This window comes from Kitasatospora sp. NPDC089509, assembly GCF_044749365.1.
Lineage (GTDB): Bacteria > Actinomycetota > Actinomycetes > Streptomycetales > Streptomycetaceae > Kitasatospora.
This window is the reverse complement of the sequence record NZ_JBIVHS010000020.1, coordinates 164,327-183,093: the sequence shown is the minus strand read 5'-3', so window position 1 is coordinate 183,093 and position 18,767 is coordinate 164,327. Positions and strand designations below refer to the sequence as shown.

At 71.1% G+C, this 18,767-nt stretch carries 15 protein-coding genes and 1 tRNA gene; 9 read left to right on the top strand and 7 right to left on the bottom strand.

All coding sequences use genetic code 11. From position 1 onward, the window contains the following. The first annotated feature begins 182 nt into the window (after nucleotides 1-182). The gene (locus ACIP4P_RS32735) at nucleotides 183-1,178 is read left to right on the top strand and encodes a LysR family transcriptional regulator (protein ID WP_400924696.1); all 996 of its coding nucleotides are present in this window, start codon (nucleotides 183-185) and stop codon (nucleotides 1,176-1,178) included. A 31-nt stretch (nucleotides 1,179-1,209) separates the two neighbouring features. On the opposite strand, the gene ACIP4P_RS32730 is transcribed toward ACIP4P_RS32735, so the two are convergent. Together ACIP4P_RS32730 and ACIP4P_RS32725 are read right to left on the bottom strand one after the other, a co-directional pair. Then, on the bottom strand, nucleotides 1,210-2,202 hold the full coding sequence (locus ACIP4P_RS32730; protein ID WP_400924694.1) for a hypothetical protein: 993 nt from the start codon (nucleotides 2,200-2,202) through the stop codon (nucleotides 1,210-1,212). Next, the gene (locus ACIP4P_RS32725; RefSeq protein ID WP_400924692.1) at nucleotides 2,199-2,717 is read right to left on the bottom strand and encodes a SigE family RNA polymerase sigma factor; all 519 of its coding nucleotides are present in this window, start codon (nucleotides 2,715-2,717) and stop codon (nucleotides 2,199-2,201) included. Before ACIP4P_RS32725 ends, ACIP4P_RS32730 begins: the two co-directional genes overlap by 4 nt. 198 nt (nucleotides 2,718-2,915) lie before the next feature. Between ACIP4P_RS32725 and hrpA the strand changes: the two genes are divergently transcribed. Both hrpA and ACIP4P_RS32715 read left to right on the top strand, forming a co-directional pair. Continuing rightward, nucleotides 2,916-6,896, top strand: coding sequence for an ATP-dependent RNA helicase HrpA (gene hrpA, locus ACIP4P_RS32720; RefSeq protein WP_350516153.1), 3,981 nt, complete (start codon nucleotides 2,916-2,918; stop codon nucleotides 6,894-6,896). Nucleotides 6,897-7,019: 123 nt separating this feature from the next. Continuing rightward, nucleotides 7,020-7,093: transfer RNA gene (locus tag ACIP4P_RS32715), tRNA-Asp, on the top strand. A 339-nt stretch (nucleotides 7,094-7,432) separates the two neighbouring features. On the opposite strand, the gene bldC is transcribed toward ACIP4P_RS32715, so the two are convergent. Together bldC and ACIP4P_RS32705 are read right to left on the bottom strand one after the other, a co-directional pair. Beyond that, nucleotides 7,433-7,639 carry a developmental transcriptional regulator BldC gene (gene bldC, locus ACIP4P_RS32710; protein WP_014137253.1) on the bottom strand — a complete coding sequence of 69 codons (207 nt, stop codon included), beginning with the start codon at nucleotides 7,637-7,639 and terminating at the stop codon, nucleotides 7,433-7,435. A gap of 488 nt (nucleotides 7,640-8,127) precedes the next feature. Then, nucleotides 8,128-9,039, bottom strand: a complete 912-nt coding sequence (locus ACIP4P_RS32705; RefSeq protein ID WP_350516152.1) for a hypothetical protein — start codon at nucleotides 9,037-9,039, stop codon at nucleotides 8,128-8,130. Between the two features lie 198 nt (nucleotides 9,040-9,237). On the opposite strand from ACIP4P_RS32705, the gene ACIP4P_RS32700 reads away from it, so the two are divergent. Then, nucleotides 9,238-10,395, top strand: coding sequence for a Glu/Leu/Phe/Val dehydrogenase dimerization domain-containing protein (locus ACIP4P_RS32700; protein WP_400924689.1), 1,158 nt, complete (start codon nucleotides 9,238-9,240; stop codon nucleotides 10,393-10,395). Nucleotides 10,396-10,778: 383 nt separating this feature from the next. Beyond that, nucleotides 10,779-11,039, top strand: coding sequence for a DUF3073 domain-containing protein (locus ACIP4P_RS32695; protein ID WP_350516150.1), 261 nt, complete (start codon nucleotides 10,779-10,781; stop codon nucleotides 11,037-11,039). Nucleotides 11,040-11,200: 161 nt separating this feature from the next. On the opposite strand, the gene purM is transcribed toward ACIP4P_RS32695, so the two are convergent. The 3 genes from purM to ACIP4P_RS32680 form a co-directional block, all read right to left on the bottom strand. Continuing rightward, nucleotides 11,201-12,286 carry a phosphoribosylformylglycinamidine cyclo-ligase gene (gene purM / locus ACIP4P_RS32690; RefSeq protein WP_350516149.1) on the bottom strand — a complete coding sequence of 362 codons (1,086 nt, stop codon included), beginning with the start codon at nucleotides 12,284-12,286 and terminating at the stop codon, nucleotides 11,201-11,203. An 83-nt stretch (nucleotides 12,287-12,369) separates the two neighbouring features. Further along, nucleotides 12,370-13,953 (bottom strand): amidophosphoribosyltransferase, encoded by a 1,584-nt coding sequence (purF, locus tag ACIP4P_RS32685; protein ID WP_350516148.1) that lies wholly within the window; start codon nucleotides 13,951-13,953, stop codon nucleotides 12,370-12,372. Nucleotides 13,954-14,193: 240 nt separating this feature from the next. Beyond that, the gene (locus ACIP4P_RS32680; protein ID WP_400924686.1) at nucleotides 14,194-15,048 is read right to left on the bottom strand and encodes a diacylglycerol kinase; all 855 of its coding nucleotides are present in this window, start codon (nucleotides 15,046-15,048) and stop codon (nucleotides 14,194-14,196) included. Between the two features lie 126 nt (nucleotides 15,049-15,174). Here ACIP4P_RS32680 and ACIP4P_RS32675 point away from each other — a divergent pair, with 126 nt between their 5' ends. From ACIP4P_RS32675 to ACIP4P_RS32660, 4 genes are all read left to right on the top strand, one after another. After that, nucleotides 15,175-16,458 carry an adenylosuccinate synthase gene (locus ACIP4P_RS32675; RefSeq protein ID WP_400924684.1) on the top strand — a complete coding sequence of 428 codons (1,284 nt, stop codon included), beginning with the start codon at nucleotides 15,175-15,177 and terminating at the stop codon, nucleotides 16,456-16,458. A 127-nt stretch (nucleotides 16,459-16,585) separates the two neighbouring features. After that, nucleotides 16,586-17,188, top strand: a complete 603-nt coding sequence (locus ACIP4P_RS32670) for a GNAT family N-acetyltransferase (RefSeq protein ID WP_400924682.1) — start codon at nucleotides 16,586-16,588, stop codon at nucleotides 17,186-17,188. A 510-nt stretch (nucleotides 17,189-17,698) separates the two neighbouring features. After that, nucleotides 17,699-18,547 carry a helix-turn-helix domain-containing protein gene (locus tag ACIP4P_RS32665; RefSeq protein ID WP_400924680.1) on the top strand — a complete coding sequence of 283 codons (849 nt, stop codon included), beginning with the start codon at nucleotides 17,699-17,701 and terminating at the stop codon, nucleotides 18,545-18,547. After that, nucleotides 18,544-18,744: a DUF397 domain-containing protein gene (locus tag ACIP4P_RS32660; RefSeq protein WP_400924678.1), complete on the top strand. Its 201-nt coding sequence runs from the start codon at nucleotides 18,544-18,546 to the stop codon at nucleotides 18,742-18,744. The genes ACIP4P_RS32665 and ACIP4P_RS32660 overlap by 4 nt, the downstream gene beginning before the upstream one ends. The last annotated feature ends 23 nt before the right edge of the window (nucleotides 18,745-18,767 follow it).

Here is an 18,767-nt window from a genome sequence, read left to right as displayed (position 1 = left end):
CTTCCGATCTGGTGATTTTCAGACTGCCAACGGCGGTCAGGCATCAGCGGACAGGGTCGGCAGTCCGAAAATCACCCAGCCCCCGGAGCACCCCCCCCCGGAACCGCCCCCGGCCACCCACCCTCCCGAGAGCCCACCCCAAACGACAGACCCCCCGACAGACCCCCCGCTAAGGTGCCCCGGTGGACCTTGATCTGGCACAGGTACGAGCCTTCGCCGTCACCGCCGAAGAACTGCACTTCGGCCGAGCCGCCACCCGCCTGGGCATCACCCAACAAGGCCTGTCCAAGCGCGTGGCCCGCCTGGAGGCAGCCCTCGGAGCCCGGCTGCTGGAGCGCGACGCCCGCGGAGTGGCACTGACCGGGGCGGGCCGACGGTTCCTGGAGCCCGCCCGCCGGGTGCTGCTGCAGGGGGAGCACGCGGTGGCGGCCGTCCGCGGGGCCGGACGGCCGCTGCGGATCGACGTCTGGGGCCACCTGTACGCGCCGATGCGGACCCTGGCACAGGCGGTGGACGCCGCCCCCGGCCTGGACGTGGAGCCGGTGCCCGGCCGGGACCTGCCCTCCGTCGCCGCGGCACTGCTGCGCGGGGAGTCGGACGCCGGGTTCGGCCGGGTGCACGCCCTGCCGGACGGCACGACCGGCACGACCGGCACGAACGGCACGAACGGCGCGGACCCCGGTCTGACCCACCGACTGGTCCGTCTGGAGCCGGTGGACGCGCTGCTGAGCGTCGACCATCCGCTGGCCGGACGGGACTCGCTGAGCCCGGTGGAGCTGCGGGACAGCGTGCTGCGCTACCCGGCGGCCGTGGACCGGCTGGACTTCCTGACTCGGTTCGCCACCCGCTTCGGCATCACCGACCGGGTCGGTTCGACCAACCTGGGCCTGGAGCACTTCGTGGACCAGGTCGGCGCCGATCCGGGCTGTTTCTCCCTCGTCCCCGCCGACAGCCCGCTGCCCGACCGCCCCACCGTACGCACCGTCCCGCTGACCGACCCGACCCCGCTCTACGCCTGGTCACTGCTCTGGCGGCCCGCGCAGAACGCCGACCCGAACCCCCAACTGGACCGGCTGCTGGGCGCGTTCACCGCCGAGGCGGCCCGCAACCGGTGGCTGGAGTACGACCCCGCCCGCGACTGGCTGCCGGATGCCGACGAGGCCGCGCTGCTGCCCTGAGGCACCGCGGCACCGCCCGCCCGGCGCGGGATCACCACCAGGTGTTCTGGGTCCGCAGCACCGTCCCGTCCTCGGCGAAGGAGGTGACGGTGTTGTCCATGGCGCCCGGCGTGCGGACCACGGCGTACCACCGGCTGGTGGAGTCCCCGACCCCGACCGGCACCGCGCTGACGGCACCGCCGGCCTTCCAGTCGACCTCGACCTTGGCGACCTCGGGCCCGACCCGGACGACCACCATCTCCGGGCTGCTCGCCGCCGGATTGACCAGGCGGGTGAGCAGCACGCCGTTGACGGCGTCGTCCGGTTCCCCCGGAGTCGTCCCGCCCGGGGCGGGGACGGCGTCCACGTAGTCGCCCGGCTCCCGCTTGCCGTCCACGATCAGGTAGATGTCGGCCCGGTCCTTGTGCGGGTCCCAGACCACGGCGGGGTTGTGCAGCAGCACGCCCCGCTGGGGGGTGGGCAGCGCGCTCGGCTCGGGGTCCGGCGGCAGGTGCGGGTCGACGGCGTGCCGCTCCTCCCAGATCCGCCGGCCCTGCTCGCGGCCGGCCTCCGCGGTGGGGGCGGCCGGCCACAGGGCGATCCAGGCCTCCAGGGCACGGCCCTTGGAGATCCCCTCGCCGACCTTGACCCGGACCGGTGTGAACGGGTCCCGGGCGGTCCCGGACGGCGCGGCCGAGGGCGTCCCGGTGGCCGGGGCCGCCGTCAGGGAGGCGCTGGAGGCCGGTGGCACCGCCACCGGGGAGCCCCCCGGCCGGTACCCGCCGCCCGCGGTGACCGCCCCCGCCCCGCCCACCAGCGCGACCGCCATCGCGACCGCCGCCGCGGTGAGCAGCCGGCGGCGCCGCAGCCGCCGCCGTCCGCCGTCCAGCAGCCGCTCGTACGGCACCGGCCCGGCCTCGACGCTGTCGGCCAGTTCCCCCAACTCCCACGACACCGCGGCCTCGGCGGCCTCCGCGTCCCCGTTCCAGGGGCCCCTGGAGCCCCCGAACTCCCCGAGGTCCCCCGGCCAGGACTCCGTGCTCATCTGCTACCTCCGATGCTGGTCAGTCCGTTGCGTGAGGAGGCTTCCCGCAGTTTGGCCAGCCCTCGGGCCGCCTGGCTCTTCACCGTCCCGACCGAACAGTCCATCGCCGCCGCGGTCTGGGACTCGCTGAGGTCCTCCCAGTAGCGCAGCACGACCGCCTCGCGCTGGCGGGGCGGCAGCGCGGCGAGCGCCGCGAGCAGCACGGTCCGGTCGTCCGGGTCGGGCCCGGTGGGGGCGGGACGGTCGGGGAAGGCGTCGACCAGGTGCTCGGCGGGTCTGCGCCGGAACTTCCGGGCGTGCTCGTTGATCAGGATCCGGCGGACGTAGGCGTTGGGGTCGTCGGCCGCCCGGACCTTGTTCCAGTGCACGTAGGCCCGTTCCAGGGCCTGCTGGACCAGGTCCTCGGCGCCGTGGCGCTCCCCGGCCAGCAGGTACGCCGTCCGGAGCAGCCGTGACCACGCGCTGCCGGTGAACGCCCGGAACTCCTCGTCCCGGACGGCCTTCTGGGCTCCCATGAGCACCTCCTCACCCCTCCCGACCCCGGAACCGCCCCGGACCGTTGCCCGAGCCGCGCGATCCCGTCCGCAGCGCCCGCCACCGGCCCCGCCGCCACCAGTCGCCCGGGGTTCGCGATTCCCCACCGGCGGCTGTGACACTGGAGGGGCTCGAAAACCGAGGTGCGCTCCGCCGTGCCTCCTTGCGAACCTAGAGGGATGCCCGCAGTGAGTTCTCCCGCAGTCCAGTCCGCCCCCGCTTCCGCCGAGGGTCCCGGCATCGGTGAGCTGGCCGCCCGCCTGCCCGAGCTGACCCTGCGCGACGAGGTGCGGATCGGGCGCCGGCTGGAGGGGGCCCGCAGGGTCCGCAAGCCGGAGGCCCGGCAGAAGGTCGCCGCCGAGATCGCCGCCGACATCGACCGCGCCGAGTCGCTGGTCGAGCAGCGCCGGAACGCCGTACCGAGGATCGGCTATCCCGCCGAGCTTCCGGTCAGCCAGAAGAAGGACGACATCCTGGCGGCGATCCGGGACCACCAGGTGGTGATCGTCGCAGGTGAGACCGGCTCCGGCAAGACCACGCAGATCCCCAAGATCTGTCTGGAGCTGGGCCGCGGCATCCGCGGTCTGGTCGGCCACACCCAGCCGCGCCGGATCGCCGCCCGCACCGTGGCGGAGCGCGTCGCGGAGGAGTTGGACAGCCCGCTCGGCGAGGCAGTCGGCTGGAAGGTCCGGTTCACCGACCAGGTCGGCCCGGACACCCTGGTCAAGCTGATGACGGACGGCATCCTGCTCGCGGAGATCCAGACCGACCGCGATCTGCGCCAGTACGACACCCTGATCATCGACGAGGCGCACGAACGCAGCCTCAACATCGACTTCCTGCTCGGCTACCTCAAGCAGCTGCTCCCCCGCCGCCCCGACCTCAAGGTCGTGATCACCTCCGCGACCATCGACCCGGAGCGCTTCTCCCGGCACTTCGGCGACGCCCCGATCATCGAGGTCTCCGGCCGCACCTACCCGGTCGAGGTCCGCTACCGCCCGGTCCTGGACGACGGCGACGACGAGCAGGACGAGAACGACCGCGACCGGGACCAGATCCAGGCGATCTGCGAGGCCGCCCAGGAGCTGCAGGACGAGGGCCCGGGCGACATCCTGGTCTTCCTCTCCGGCGAGCGCGAGATCCGCGACACCGCCGACGCCCTCACCAAGCTGAAGCTCCGGAACACCGAGGTCCTCCCGCTCTACGCCCGACTCAGCTCGGCCGAGCAGCACCGGGTCTTCCAGCGCTCCAACAGCCGCCGGATCGTGCTGGCCACCAACGTGGCCGAGACCTCGCTGACCGTCCCCGGCATCAAGTACGTGATCGACCCGGGCACCGCCCGGATCTCCCGCTACAGCCACCGCACCAAGGTGCAGCGGCTGCCGATCGAGGCGATCAGCCAGGCCAGCGCCAACCAGCGCAAGGGCCGCTGCGGCCGCACCTCGGACGGCATCTGCATCCGACTGTACTCGGAGGAGGACTTCCTCTCCCGCCCGGAGTTCACCGACGCCGAGATCCTGCGCACCAACCTGGCCTCGGTGATCCTGCAGATGACCGCGGCCGGCCTGGGCGACATCGCCGCCTTCCCGTTCCTGGACCCGCCGGACTCCCGCAACATCAAGGACGGCGTGCACCTGCTGCACGAACTGGGCGCGCTGGACCCGGAGGAGAAGGACCCGCGCAAGCGGCTGACCACGCTCGGCCGCAAGCTCGCCCAGCTCCCGGTGGACCCGCGGATGGCCCGGATGGTGCTGGAGGCGGACCGGAACGGCTGCGTGCGCGACGTCATGGTGATCGCCGCCGCGCTCTCCATCCAGGACCCGCGCGAACGCCCGGCGGAGAAGCGCCAGGCCGCCGACGACCGGCACCGCCGGTTCACCTCGGAGACCTCCGACTTCCTGTCCTACCTGGCGATGTGGCGCTACGTCCGGGAGCAGCAGAAGGAGCTGTCCTCCTCGGCCTTCCGCCGGATGTGCAAGTCGGAGTTCCTCAACTACCTGCGGATACGGGAGTGGCAGGACGTCTACACCCAGCTGCGGACCGTGGCGAAGCAGTTGGGCGTGACGATCGAGGAGCCGCATCCCGACGCCGAGCCGGACGCGGACCGGATCCACCAGTCGCTGCTGGCCGGACTGCTCTCCCACATCGGCCTGTTCGACGTGGAGAAGCGCGAGTACGGCGGCGCCCGCGGGGCCCGCTTCGCGGTCTTCCCGGGCTCCGGCCTGTTCAAGAAGCCGCCGCGCTGGGTGATGTCGGCCGAGCTGGTGGAGACCTCCCGGCTGTGGGCGCGGATCAACGCGAAGATCGAGCCCGAGTGGGTCGAGCCGCTGGCCGGGCACCTGATCAAGCGCAGCTACAGCGAGCCGCACTGGGAGAAGAAGGCCGGCGCCGTGCTGGCGTACGAGAAGGTGACCCTCTACGGGATGCCGATCGTCGCCCAGCGCAAGGTCAACTACGGGAAGATCGACGCCGAGCTCTGCCGCGAGCTGTTCATCCGCAACGCCCTGGTCGAGGGCGACTGGGAGACCCACCACAAGTTCTTCGCGGAGAACCGCCGGCTGCTCGGCGAGGTCGAGGAGCTGGAGAACCGGGCCCGCCGCCGGGACATCCTGGTGGACGACCAGACCCTGTTCGAGTTCTACGACGCCCGGCTGCCCGAGGACGTCGTCTCCACCCGGCACTTCGACTCCTGGTGGAAGAAGGCCCGGCACGACCAGCCGGACCTGCTGAGCTTCGAGAAGTCGATGCTGATCAACGACGCCGCGGGCGGCGTCACCGAGGCCGACTACCCGGACCACTGGCAGCAGGGCAAGCTGCGCTTCCGGCTGACCTACCAGTTCGAGCCGGGCAGCGACGCGGACGGCGTGACCGTGCACATCCCGCTGCCGGTGCTCAACCAGGTCACCGCGGAGGGCTTCGACTGGCAGATCCCGGGCCTGCGGGAGGAGCTGGTCACCGCGTACATCAAGTCGCTGCCGAAGGCGATCCGGCGCAACTTCGTACCGGCCCCGGACTTCGCCAGGGCGGCGCTGCGGGCGGTGAAGGACCGCCAGGAGCCGCTGCTGCCGTCCCTGGAGCACGCCCTGAAGCGCCTGACGGCCGTCACGGTGCCGCCGGAGGCCTGGGACGACGAACGGGTCCCGGAGCACCTCAAGGTGACCTTCCGGGTGGTGGACGGCAAGCGCCGGCTCGCCGAGTCCAAGGACCTGGAGGAGCTGCGGCTGAAGCTCAAGCCCAAGCTCAAGGAGACGCTCTCCTCGGCGGCCTCCGGCCAGGGCATCGAGCAGGGCGGGCTGACCGCCTGGCCGGCCGGTCTGCCGGTGCTCCAGCGCACCTTCGAGCAGCGCTCCCGCGGCCACTCGCTGCGCGCCTACCCGGCGCTGGTGGACGAGGGCGGTTCGGTCGGCGTGAAGCTGTTCGACACCCCGGAGGCCCAGACGCAGGCGATGTGGGACGGCACCCGGCGGCTGCTGATGCTGACCACCACCTCCCCGGCGAAGTCGATCCAGGGCCGGCTGGGCAACCAGGCGAAGCTGGCGCTGTCGCACAGCCCGCACGGCTCGATCGCCGCCCTGTTCGAGGACGTGGTCGCGGCCGCGACGGACCGGCTGATGACCCTGTCCGGCGGCCCGGCCTGGGACGAGGCGGCCTTCGGCAAGCTGCACGACAAGGTGCGGGCGGACCTCTACGACCTGTCCGCCGACACCACCCTGAAGACGGCCACCGCGCTGATCGCCTTCCACAAGGCGTCGACCCGGCTGAAGTCAGTGAGCAGCCCGGTGCTGCTGAACGCGGTGAACGACGTGCGGCTGCACCTGGCCTCGCTGGTGCACCCGGGCTTCGTGACGGCCACCGGCTGGCAGCGGCTGCCCGACCTCAAGCGCTACCTGCTGGCGGTGGACCGCCGGCTGGAGGCGCTGCCCAACCACCCCCAGCGGGACGCCCAGCAGCTGCTGAAGGTCCAGCAGGTGCAGCAGGCGTACGGGGAGCTGCTGGCGGCCGTTCCGGCCGGGCGGCAGCCCTCCGCGGAGGTGCGGGCGATCCGCTGGATGATCGAGGAGCTGCGGGTCAGCTTCTTCGCCCAGGGGCTGGGCACGCCGAGCCCGGTCTCGGAGAAGCGGATCTTGAAGGCGATGGAGGCGGCGAGGGCCGCCCTCTGAGCCGCGCCGCCCTCTGAGCTGCGGGTGGGCCTTCGGGAGCCGGTTCGACCTGGGGGCCCACCATGGGCTACAGTCTGTCTTGTTCGCAGCGCGGCAAGCGAGTGAACGAGATCAGAACACTCTGGTCCCGTGGAGCAGTTGGTTAGCTCGCCACCCTGTCAAGGTGGAGGTCGCGGGTTCAAGTCCCGTCGGGATCGCCGTAACGCGAGAGGCCCGGAACCGTCAAGGTTCCGGGCCTCTCGCTTTTCTGACCGTCCGTCGTCTACCCCGGACTAGGTCTAGACCACAAGTCACGGACCGTGTGACCGTCGTCACCTGAACCGCCGGGAACTCCCCCTCGAAACGACCCCTTCCGCACGGCACTAATTTAATATGTAAAATTGTACTGTTATTCACTGTAAATCCCCCCCACCTCACATGCACCGAATCGTTATCCGGAGTTAAGCATTCCGTCGATCGACGGGCATGACAAAGGGGCTGCCGACCGGACCCGGCGGAGTCCGGTTAGCAGCCCCTTCGAAAGAGCCTTTGGCCTATCAGGCCTCAGTGCGCTGAGCGGGAATCCCGGCCAGCAGAGCGCGCACCTCCGCCTCACGGTAACGACGGTGTCCGCCGAGCGTGCGGATCGACGTCAGCTTGCCCGCCTTGGCCCAGCGGGTGACCGTCTTCGGGTCCACGCGGAACATGGTGGCAACCTCTGCCGGCGTCAGCAGCGGCTCAGCATCAGGGGTACGAGCGGTCATGAGCGGCCTCCTCGGGAGAACCGAACCAGGGCGGTTCTATCCTTCAAATTCTGCACCTTGGCCCGCGATGCCCGAAATGGCATAGACGGGCCGAGTCGGTTATAGGACGAACGGCTTGTCCTGGTGTCTACAACTACACCATCCGTCCAGCCCTATCGACCAAACCGCCAAAATTGACCCCTCACGGGTTCAAGGCCGACGGATGGCGATGGACCACCCCATAACGGACAGTCACACGGCAGTGACGTCCGGTTACGAGGGGACCAGACCCTCCGTTTCCCCGCAAAGCACGCATCGACTCCAGAACCACCCAAAAGTGGGCACGCTCACGTGAAGTTGGGCTGGTTGTCCCATTTTTGCACATAGGGGTAAGTTCGCGTCAACGGTGAGTAGTGTCACGTTCGGCAGCTATTGACCCGAACCAGGACCTTGGTCAGCGCCGGTTGTGGACCAAAGACCTCTTACAGTCATACACGGGCGGTCGGACATCAGTTCGCGTTCCGCAGCGCCAGCACCCGCCGCCACCGCCCCGTCAGCTCCCCGTACGCGCGCAGCGCCTCGGCCGCGTCCCCGGCCCGCAGCGCGCGCAGCCCGTCCTCCAGCTCCCCCGCCGAACGGTCCGCCAACAGCCGCTCCGGCCCCAGCAGATGCACCAGCCCCCCGTAGTCCAGCTCCACCAGCGAGCGCGGGTGGAACTCCTCCAGCCACCGCCCGACCTGCTCCGCCCCGCGCACCAGCTCCCCGTCCGGCACCGCCTCGCGCAGCGCCCGGTAGGCCCGGGCCACCCGCCGTCGCGCCTGGGCCATCGGCACCAGGTAGAACAGCGCGGCCGGCCTCCCCCGCTCCCCCTCCCCCTCTTCCCTGTCCGTTCCCCCCGGAACGAAACAGCGGTCCTCGTCCCCGAACGGCAGGAACCAGCGCACCGGCACCTCCCACCGACTGGTGAGGATCCACGGCCGGGCGTCCGGGTGCCCGGCCCGCCAGCGCTCCCGGTCCGCCTCGGCGGCCGCCCGGGTCACCGGCGGCAGCGCGGTGTCCAGCAGCGCCACCGGGGCCCCCGCCCGCAGCTCCTCCAGCGCCTGCCAACTGCGCAGCCTGGTGGCCCACGGGCACACGTACAGTACGCCGTCCACGATCCGCAGGTAGGCCCGACCGCTCTCCTGCTCCGGCAGCGCCCGGGGCGTCCGGGCGGCCAGCTCGGCCAGCGCCGCCCGCTGCTCCTCCAGCACCGCCGACGCCACCGACTGCTCCGCCGCCGAGGCGTCCGGGCCGTGCTCCGCCGCGTAGGCCTGCCAGCGCGCCCGCTCGGGCTCCGGGTAGGCCGCCAGCGGCTCGTAGACCCGCAGGTGGGCGGCGTAGGGCGGCAGTACGGAAGTGCGTACGACGGTCACGTCCTGCATGGTCGCACGCGCCGCGCGGCGCCGGGAGGGCGCGACCCCGAACCGTTCGCGCCCGCACCCTCGACCCCCTTCCGTCTCACCCCTCGGACAACCGGCACAAGCTCGGACAGAAGGGCGGATCGGCCGACCACGCGCGACTACGCTTCGCCGTAGGCGCCCGCACCACAGCAGCGGGCCTTCGATACTGGAGTCACCACAGTGACCGACGTACAGACCCCCGCCACGCACCCCGCACCCGGCGTGCTCAGCAGGATCTTCCGCACCGAGCAGGACGGCGCCCCCGGCGACGGCCACGAGCAGGTCGTCCTCTGCCACGACCGCAGCTCCGGGCTCAAGGCGATCATCGCCATCCACTCCACCGCGCTCGGCCCGGCCCTCGGCGGCACCCGCTTCTTCCCGTACGCCTCCGAGGAGGCGGCCCTGGAGGACGCGCTGAACCTGTCCCGCGGGATGTCCTACAAGAACGCGCTGGCCGGGCTGGACCTCGGCGGCGGCAAGGCCGTCATCATCGGCGACCCGAACAAGGACAAGAACGAGGCGATGCTCCGGGCCTACGGCCGCTTCGTCGAGTCCCTGCGCGGCCGCTACATCACCGCCTGCGACGTGGGCACCTACGTCCAGGACATGGACGTCATCGCGCGCGAGACCGGGTTCGTGACCGGCCGCTCGCCCGAGCACGGCGGGGCCGGCGACTCCTCCATCCTGACCGCCTTCGGCGTCTTCCAGGGCATGCGCGCCAGCGCCCAGGCCCGCTGGGGCCAGCCCACCCTGCGCGGCAAGCGGGTCGGCGTCGCGGGCGTCGGCAAGGTCGGCCACTACCTGGTCGGCCACCTGGTCGCGGACGGCGCCACCGTCGTCGTCACCGACCCCTTCGAGGCCGCGGTGAACCGCGTGCGCGCCGCCCACCCGGAGGTGGAGGTCGTCGCCGACACCGCCGCCCTGCTCCAGGCCAAGCTGGACGTCTACGCCCCCTGCGCCCTCGGCGGCGCGCTGACCGACGACGTGGTCTCCGCGCTGGGCGAGTTCGGCACCTCGATCGTCTGCGGCGCGGCCAACAACCAGCTGTCCCACCCGGGCGTCGAGAAGGACCTCGCCGACCGCGGCATCCTCTACGCCCCCGACTACCTGGTGAACTCCGGCGGTGTGATCCAGGTCGCCGACGAGATCGACGGCTTCAACTTCGAGCGGGCCAAGAACAAGGCCACCAGGATCTTCGACACCACCCTGGAGATCTTCACCCGGGCCGCCTCCGACGGCATCCCGCCGGCGGTCGCCGCCGACCGCCTGGCCGAGAAGCGGATGCGCGAGATCAGCGCGCTGCGCACGGTGCTGCTGCCGGCCGCCCGCCGCGGCTGATCGGACCCGTTCCGACGTCCGGGTGCGCGGGCGGCTCCACCCCGGAGCCGCCCGCGCATCACGATGTGGAACCGGATTCTCACTTCTCCGCCCGAACGGGTGATCCGAGGTCCCCCTAGGGGGGATAATCAGTCCTGGAACGACGGACCCCGAACACCTCCGGACAGCGTGCAAAACGCCGCAAAACCTCCCCTGACCTGGGAAGACCTGGTCGCGGGTGCGGTCGGTGCGCGCCACGTCACAACCACGACGTACCGTCCAGCGGCGGAAACAGGTACCGTTAATGCTCCAAGGGACGGTCCTCCCATTCGGGCAGGCCGGTCCTGATCATGAACACGTGTCAGACTCGGGGCCGTGAGCCCCATCGTTGAGGGGGTCGACCCATGGGGCGCGGCCGGGCCAAGGCCAAGCAGACGAAGGTCGCCCGCGAGCTGAAGTACAACAGCGGCGGGTTCGACGCTAACCGTCTGTCCAACGAGCTGGGCGTATCGCCGTCCACTGCTCCGATCGACCCCGAGCCGATCGAGGAGGACGACGAGGACGACGACCCGTACGCGGAGTACGCCGCCCGCTACGCCGACCTCGACGACGGGGACGACACCGAGCCGGGCACCGGGCCGTCGCAGGCCTCCCGCCGCTCGTAACCCGCAGCTTCGCCGGACCGGTCCGGGTGCCCCAGGGCGCCAGACCGGTCTTCGGCGTTCCCGTCGACCGGTGCCGCCGCCCCCGCGGGCGCCGAACGCCACAGACGTGCGAAGGGGCCCCTCCGGCGAACCGGAGGGGCCCCTTCGCGTCCGACGGGCCGTCAGCCCGCCGTGAAGCCCTCGTAGGCGTTGTAGAGGGTCGCGCCGGCCCCGTGCTCGTCGGTGCGCTCCACGATGTCGCCGAGCAGCCAGGCCTCGACGCCGCGGTCCTCCAGGATCGACAGCACCACGTCCACCGAGTGCGGCGGGACGACCGCGACCATGCCGACACCCATGTTGAGCGTCTTCTCCAGCTCCAGGGTGGCCACCTTGCCGACCTCGGCGACGGTCCGGAAGACCGGCAGCGGGGTCCAGGTGCCGCGGTCCAGGCGGGCGTGCAGACCGGCCGGGATCACCCGGGCCAGGTTGGCCGCCAGGCCGCCGCCGGTGACGTGCGAGAAGGCGTGCACCTCGGTGGCGCGGGTGAGCGCCAGGCAGTCCAGCGAGTAGATCCGGGTCGGTTCCAGCAGCTCCTCGCCGAGGGTGCGGCCGAACTCCTCGACCTTGCGGTCCAGCTGCCAGCCGGCCTGGTTCAGCAGCACGTGGCGGACCAGCGAGTAGCCGTTGGAGTGCAGGCCGGAGGCGGCCATCGCGATCACCACGTCGCCGGCCCGGACGCGCTCGGCGCCCAGCAGCGCGTCGGCCTCGACCACGCCGGTGCCGGCGCCCGCGACGTCGTACTCGTCCGGACCGAGCAGGCCCGGGTGCTCGGCGGTCTCGCCGCCGACCAGGGCGCAGCCGGCCAGCGCGCAGCCCTCGGCGATGCCCTTGACGATCGCGGCGACCCGCTCCGGGACGACCTTGCCGACGCAGATGTAGTCGGTCATGAAGAGCGGCTCGGCGCCGCACACCACGAGGTCGTCCACGACCATGCCGACCAGGTCGTGGCCGATGGTGTCGTGCTTGTCCATGGCGGCCGCGATGGCCACCTTGGTCCCCACCCCGTCGGTGGCCGAGGCCAGCAGCGGCCGCTCGTAGTCCTTGAGGGCGGACACGTCGAAGAGGCCGGCGAAACCGCCGAGACCGCCGACCACCTCGGGGCGGTTGGCCTTCTTCACCCACTGCTTCATGAGCTCGACGGCGCGGTCGCCCGCCTCGATGTCGACACCGGCGGCGGCGTAGGTGGCGCCGTTCTGGTTGCTGGTCACTGCGTGCGGCCCTCTCGGGTCAGGTGGGGGTGGTTCGGAAACAGCGGTGGGGCCCCGGTTCGCGGGACCCCACCGTGCGTTCGTTACGGGCGGCGCAGCGCGTCGGCCGCGCCCGCCCCGCCGAGCAGCGACTGGACGCCGTCCAGGTCGCTGCCGCTGGTCGGCTTGCCGCGGACGGCCGGCTTCTGCTGGCCGCCCTTGATCTCGGCCTCCAGCAGGAGCTTCCCGAGCAGTGCCGGGTCCGGCAGCTCCATCGGGTACTCGCCGTCGAAACAGGCCCGGCAGAGCCGGTCCTTGGGCTGCTTGGTGGCCTCGATCATCCCGTCGATCGAGATGTACGAGAGCGAGTCGGCACCGAGCGTGCGGCCGATCTCCTCGATGGTCATGCCGTTGGCGATCAGCTCCGCGCGGGTGGCGAAGTCGATGCCGAAGAAGCAGGGCCACTTCACCGGCGGCGAGGAGATCCGGATGTGCACCTCGGCGGCGCCCGCCTCGCGCAGCATCTTCACCAGCGCGCGCTGGGTGTTGCCGCGGACGATCGAGTCGTCCACGACCACCAGGCGCTTGCCGGCGATGACCTCGCGCAGCGGGTTCAGCTTGAGCCGGATGCCGAGCTGGCGGATCGTCTGGCTGGGCTGGATGAAGGTGCGGCCCACGTAGGCGTTCTTCACCAGGCCGGAGCCGTACGGGATGCCGCTGGCCTCGGCGTACCCGATCGCGGCGGGGGTGCCGGACTCGGGCGTCGCTATCACCAGGTCGGCCTCGACCGGGGCCTCCTTGGCCAGCCGGCGGCCCATCTCCACCCGGGAGAGGTGCACGTTGCGGCCGGCGATGGAGGTGTCGGGGCGGGCCAGGTAGACGTACTCGAACACGCAGCCCTTGGGCTTCGCCTCGGCGAACCGGGAGCTGCGCATGCCGTTCTCGTCGATGGCGATCAGCTCGCCGGGCTCGACCTCGCGGATGAAGGAGGCGCCGCAGATGTCGAGCGCCGCCGTCTCGGAGGCGACCACCCAGCCGCGCTCCAGCCGGCCGAGCACCAGCGGGCGGATGCCCTGCGGGTCACGGGCGGCGTAGAGGGTGTGCTCGTCCATGAAGACGAGCGAGAAGGCGCCCTTGACCTTGGGCAGTACGACCTTGGCCGTCTCCTCGATGGAGAGGTCCGGGTGGCCGGCCAGCAGGGCGGTCACCAGGTCGGTGTCGTTGGTCGCGGCGGTCCGGCCGGAGCGCGAGACGTGCTCCTCGCCGGGCAGTTCGGCGACCATGGCCGCCAGTTCGGCGGTGTTCACCAGGTTTCCGTTGTGCCCGAGGGCCAGCGAACCGTGCACGGTCGCGCGGAAGGTCGGCTGGGCGTTCTCCCAGACCGAGGAACCGGTGGTCGAGTAGCGGGCGTGTCCGACGGCGATATGCCCGTGCAACGACCCCAGCGAGGCCTCGTCGAAGACCTGGGAGACGAGTCCCATGTCCTTGAAGACGAGAATCTGGGAGCCGTTGCTCACTGCGATGCCCGCGGATTCCTGACCGCGGTGCTGCAGGGCGTAAAGGCCGAAGAACGTGAGCTTGGCGACCTCCTCGCCGGGAGCCCAGACACCGAAGACGCCGCAAGCGTCCTGGGGGCCTTTCTCACCGGGAAGAAGATCGTGGTTGAGTCTTCCGTCACCACGTGGCACGCCTTCGAGTCTAGGGCAGTTGACCAGGGCTTCCGGAACGCGGGATGCCCGTTCCGACCGGCGGTCGCGGAGTAACGCGCGTAGACAAAACCCCTTACGGGCCCGGGAATTCGGGTGGGGGAATTCCGGCGGACGGCGGTTGGCCTTGTGGTTCGCGCCTGTTGGGGCTTTCCGTGTGCGGAAGGGTGGTCGGCGGGCGGGCCCGAACGTGAGCCTGCTCACCCGGGGTTCAGCCGGGGTTCACGCGGCGGGCAGCAGCAGGCCCCAGGCGCCCGGGCGCACCGTCCAGGTCCGGGCCCGGACCGGGCCGACCGGGTGGCCGTCCGCCTCGTAGCCGAAGCCGCGCCCGACCACCGAGACGCTCGCCGCCCGCGCCCGCACCAGCGCGCCGGGCGCGCGGACCACCACCTCCAGCACTCCGGTGCCGTCCGGGGCGGCCTCCCCGGCGCCCGGGAGGGTCAGCTCCACCAGCCGGACCGGGCGGTGCACGTCGGCGAGCAGCCGGCCGTCCGCCTCGACCCGGACCCGGGGGCTGTGGTCGACGTCCTCGGGGGCGAGCACGTTCGCCTGCTCGGCCGCAGCCAGTTTCGCCCATAGCGAACGCCAGCCACCCGGACGGCCCCCCGGACGACGGGTGCCGGCCCCGGTGATCCGCACCCCGCCCAGCGCCACTCCGCCGCCGTCGTCCACCAACAGGTCGAAGGTGCGCGGCGCACCCGAGAGCACCGCCCGCGCCGCCCGCACCGGCTCCCCCGGCACGCCCAGCGCGCGGGCCGTCGCCAGCTCCTCGGCCCGGCCGACCGGAACCATGCCCACCGGTTCGGCGCCCAGCTCACGCTGCCGGTAGAGCGCCTGCAGCACCCGCTGCAGGGCGAAGTCGGAACCGATCACCACCGGTCGCCGACGACCCCGGTGCGAAAGCAGTCGGTCGAGTTCGGACGGGCTCTCCGGAAAGGCCACCTTGACGTCCGCTCCCCCGCACAGCACGTCCTTCGCGATCCGCACCGACTCCCCGTCGGTCTGCCGGGCCACCGGGTCGAGCAGCAGCAGAAGGGGCTCGGGACCGCCGGTAGCAGGCGTGGACAGGGACGACACGACCGGTCCTTCCTCAGGTAATCTCTCGGTGCAAGAGCCCCTTGCGCCATTGCGCCAGGGGCTTCGTCTATCTCGGGGCAGACTGCGGCCTACGCAGGATGCCCCAACCGGAAGGGGTGTACGCCTGTGCCGGCACTCGTGCTCGTTGGCGCTCAGTGGGGGGACGAGGGCAAGGGGAAGGCCACCGACCTCCTCGGCGGCTCCGTCGACTACGTCGTCCGCTACCAGGGCGGCAACAACGCCGGTCACACGGTGGTCATCGGCGACCAGAAGTACGCCCTGCACCTGCTCCCCTCCGGCATCCTCAGCCCGAACGTCACGCCGGTCATCGGCAACGGCGTGGTCATCGACCCGGGCGTGCTGCTCTCCGAGCTCCACGGCCTGAACGAGCGCGGCATCGACACCTCCAAGCTGCTGGTCTCGGGCAACGCCCACCTGATCACCCCGTACCACCGCACCATCGACAAGGTGACCGAGCGCTTCCTCGGCAAGCGCCGGATCGGCACCACCGGCCGCGGCATCGGCCCGACCTACGCGGACAAGATCAACCGCGTCGGCATCCGGGTCCAGGACCTGTTCGACGAGTCGATCCTGCGCCAGAAGATCGAGGCGGCGCTGCACGACAAGAACCAGATCCTGGTCAAGCTCTACAACCGCCGCGCCGTCCCGGCCGAGCTGGTGGTCGAGGAGTACCTGGGCTACGCGGAGAAGATCAAGCCCTTCCTCGCCGACACCACCCTGGTGCTGGACGAGGCCCTCAAGGCGAACAAGGTCGTCCTGCTGGAGGGCGGCCAGGGCACCCTGCTCGACGTCGACCACGGCACGTACCCCTTCGTGACCTCGTCGAACCCGACCGCGGGCGGCGCCTGCACCGGCGCCGGCATCGGCCCCACCAAGATCGACCGGGTCATCGGCATCCTCAAGGCCTACACCACCCGCGTCGGCTCGGGCCCGTTCCCGACCGAGCTGCTGGACGAGGACGGCGAGGCGCTGCGCCGGATCGGTGGCGAGCGCGGTGTCACCACCGGCCGCGACCGCCGCTGCGGCTGGTTCGACGCCGTCATCGCGCGCTACGCGACCCGGGTCAACGGCCTCACCGACTTCTTCCTCACCAAGCTGGACGTGCTGACCGGCTGGGAGCAGATCCCGGTCTGCGTCGCGTACGAGATCGACGGCCGCCGGGTCGAGGAACTCCCCTACAACCAGTCGGACTTCCACCACGCCAAGCCGATCTACGAGACGCTGCCGGGCTGGACCGAGGACATCAGCAAGGCGAAGACCTTCGCCGAGCTGCCGAAGAACGCCCAGGCGTACGTGAAGGCGCTGGAGGAGATGTCCGGCGCGCCGATCTCCGCCATCGGCGTCGGCCCGGGCCGGGACGAGACGATCCAGATCAACTCGTTCATCTGAGGCCGCACTTCTGCGAAGGGCCCCGCGGGACGCACCGTCCCGCGGGGCCCTTCCCTTTACCCTCCCCATTTTGCACTAGCACATAATTCCATTGCTTCTAGTGCAGAGTCGAGCTACGTTCGGGGGCATGACCGCGAAGCTGCCCTCACCCGTCACCCTCACCGGCCGCCACGTCCGCCTGGAGCCCCTGGAGCACCGCCACCTCGCCGCGCTCTGGGCCTCCGTCGGCTCCGACCCCGAGGTCTGGCGCTGGACGATGTCCCTCCCGCCCGCCTCCGAGGAGGAACTCGGCGCGATCCTCGACGCCCGCATCGCCGAGGCGGCCACCGGCGAGTGCGTCTACTTCGCCGTCGTCGACCTCGCGACCGGCACGGCCGTCGGCATCACCGGCTACCACGACTACAGCGCGAAGGACGAGTCCGTCGAGATCGGCGGCACCCTGTACGCCCGCTCGGTGTGGCGCACCGCGGTCAACACCGAGTCCAAGCTGCTGCTGCTCACCCACGCCTTCGAGGACCTCGGCATGGGCCGCGTCTTCTGGAAGACCGACGCCCTCAACGAGCGCTCCCGCAACGCCATCCAGCGCCTCGGCGCCCAGTACGAGGGCACCTTCCGCCGCCACCGCCTCCGCCCCACCGGCACCTGGCGGGACACCGCCTACTTCTCGATGCTCGCCGACGAGTGGCCGGCCGCCGAGTCCCGGCTGACCGAACGCCTCTCCCGCGGCTGAGCGCTCCGCCCACCGCCCCGCCACCCCCGGCCGGGAGGGCCGGGGCGCTAATCGCGGTCGACGGAGGCGGAATGGCGGGGGGCGAACTCGCCTTTTCTCGGCCGGAGTTCCCGGGGTTGGACGTTGACCAGCCAGACCAGCCAGCCGACGAAAAGGACGGCGAGCAGGAGGGCGGACAATCCGGCGACCAGAAGGGCATTCACCGGGCGGCGGAATTGCGCTGGGGAAGGCGGCGGGACGGGGGAAGGGGCATGGCTGTCTCCGGTCGGTGATGTCGAGCGCGCTGACCATGCATCTGGTGTGTATTTACGGCTGATTGGCGACTGTTTAGGGGACAACAAGTCAGTGAGTGACACGGACGACCATAGAGTCAGGGTGCCAGAGTTGCTACCGAGGCACTGGACGTTCACTCCATCGTGGGGTATCCCCCAATTCGGTGGCTAGGGCCCGGTGTGCACGGCACACTTCACCGGAAGCATCGACCGTAGCCGCGATCCGGAGAAGAGAGTCATGCCACCCCGCTTGTCGCCGACCGTGCGCCAGCAGCGCCTGGGGATCGAGCTGCGCAAGATGCGCGAACGCGTGGGTGTGACGCCCAAGAACCTGGCCGTCACCATCGGCACCGACCTGCCCAAGATCTCCCAGATGGAGAACGGGAAGTCGGGCATCAGCGCCGAGCGGCTGCGGATCTGGGCGCGCACCTGCGGCTGCCCCGAGGGACCGTACCTCGACGCGCTGCTCGCCATGACCCAGGACCGTCGCAAGTACTGGTGGGACGGCTACCGGGGCCGGATGCCCTCCGCGATCGTCGACATCGCGGAGATGGAGCACCACGCCACCTCGCTGTCCATCCTGAACAGCACCCTCATGCCCGGGCTGCTGCAGACCCCGGAGTACGCGGCCGCGGTGTTCCAGCGGCTGCCCGCGTCCCGCCGGCAGGAGGCGGAGGTCCGGACGGCATTCCGGATCCGGCGCCAGCAGATCTTCGTGGACCGACCGAAGCCGTACACCGCCGTCCTGCACGAATCCGCGCTGCGGATGCAGTTCGGGGGGCCGGAAGTGCTGCGCCGGCAGTTGCTGAGCCTGCTGGAGAACTCCGAACGGCCCGGGCTGGAGATCCGGGTGATCCCGTTCAGCGTCCCCACCTACACCGGCTCCGGGGAGGCCCTGTATCTGGCCCGCGGGCCCGTTCCGCAGCTCGACACCGTCCAGATCGAGCTCACCCACGGGCCGCAGTTCGTGCACTCCGATGCGGAATTGGCCTCCTACCGGCGGATCAAGGAGAAGGCTGCGGCGATCGCGCTCGGGACGGCCGAGTCCCGGGACTTCATCCGGGCCTTACTGAAAGACTTCGCATGAACGTTTGGCGCAAGGCGTCGGCCAGCGGCGAGAGCGGCGACTGCGTCGAGGTCAGGGCGAGCGGCGACCTGGTGGAGATCCGCGAGTCGGACCGGCCCGAGGTGGTCGTGCGGACGACGCCGCGCAAGTGGGCCGCGTTCGTCCGCGGGGTCAAGGACGGGGAGTTCGACCGCTTCGCCGACCTGCCCCGACCGTGAGGCGGAACGGTACGCCACCCCGA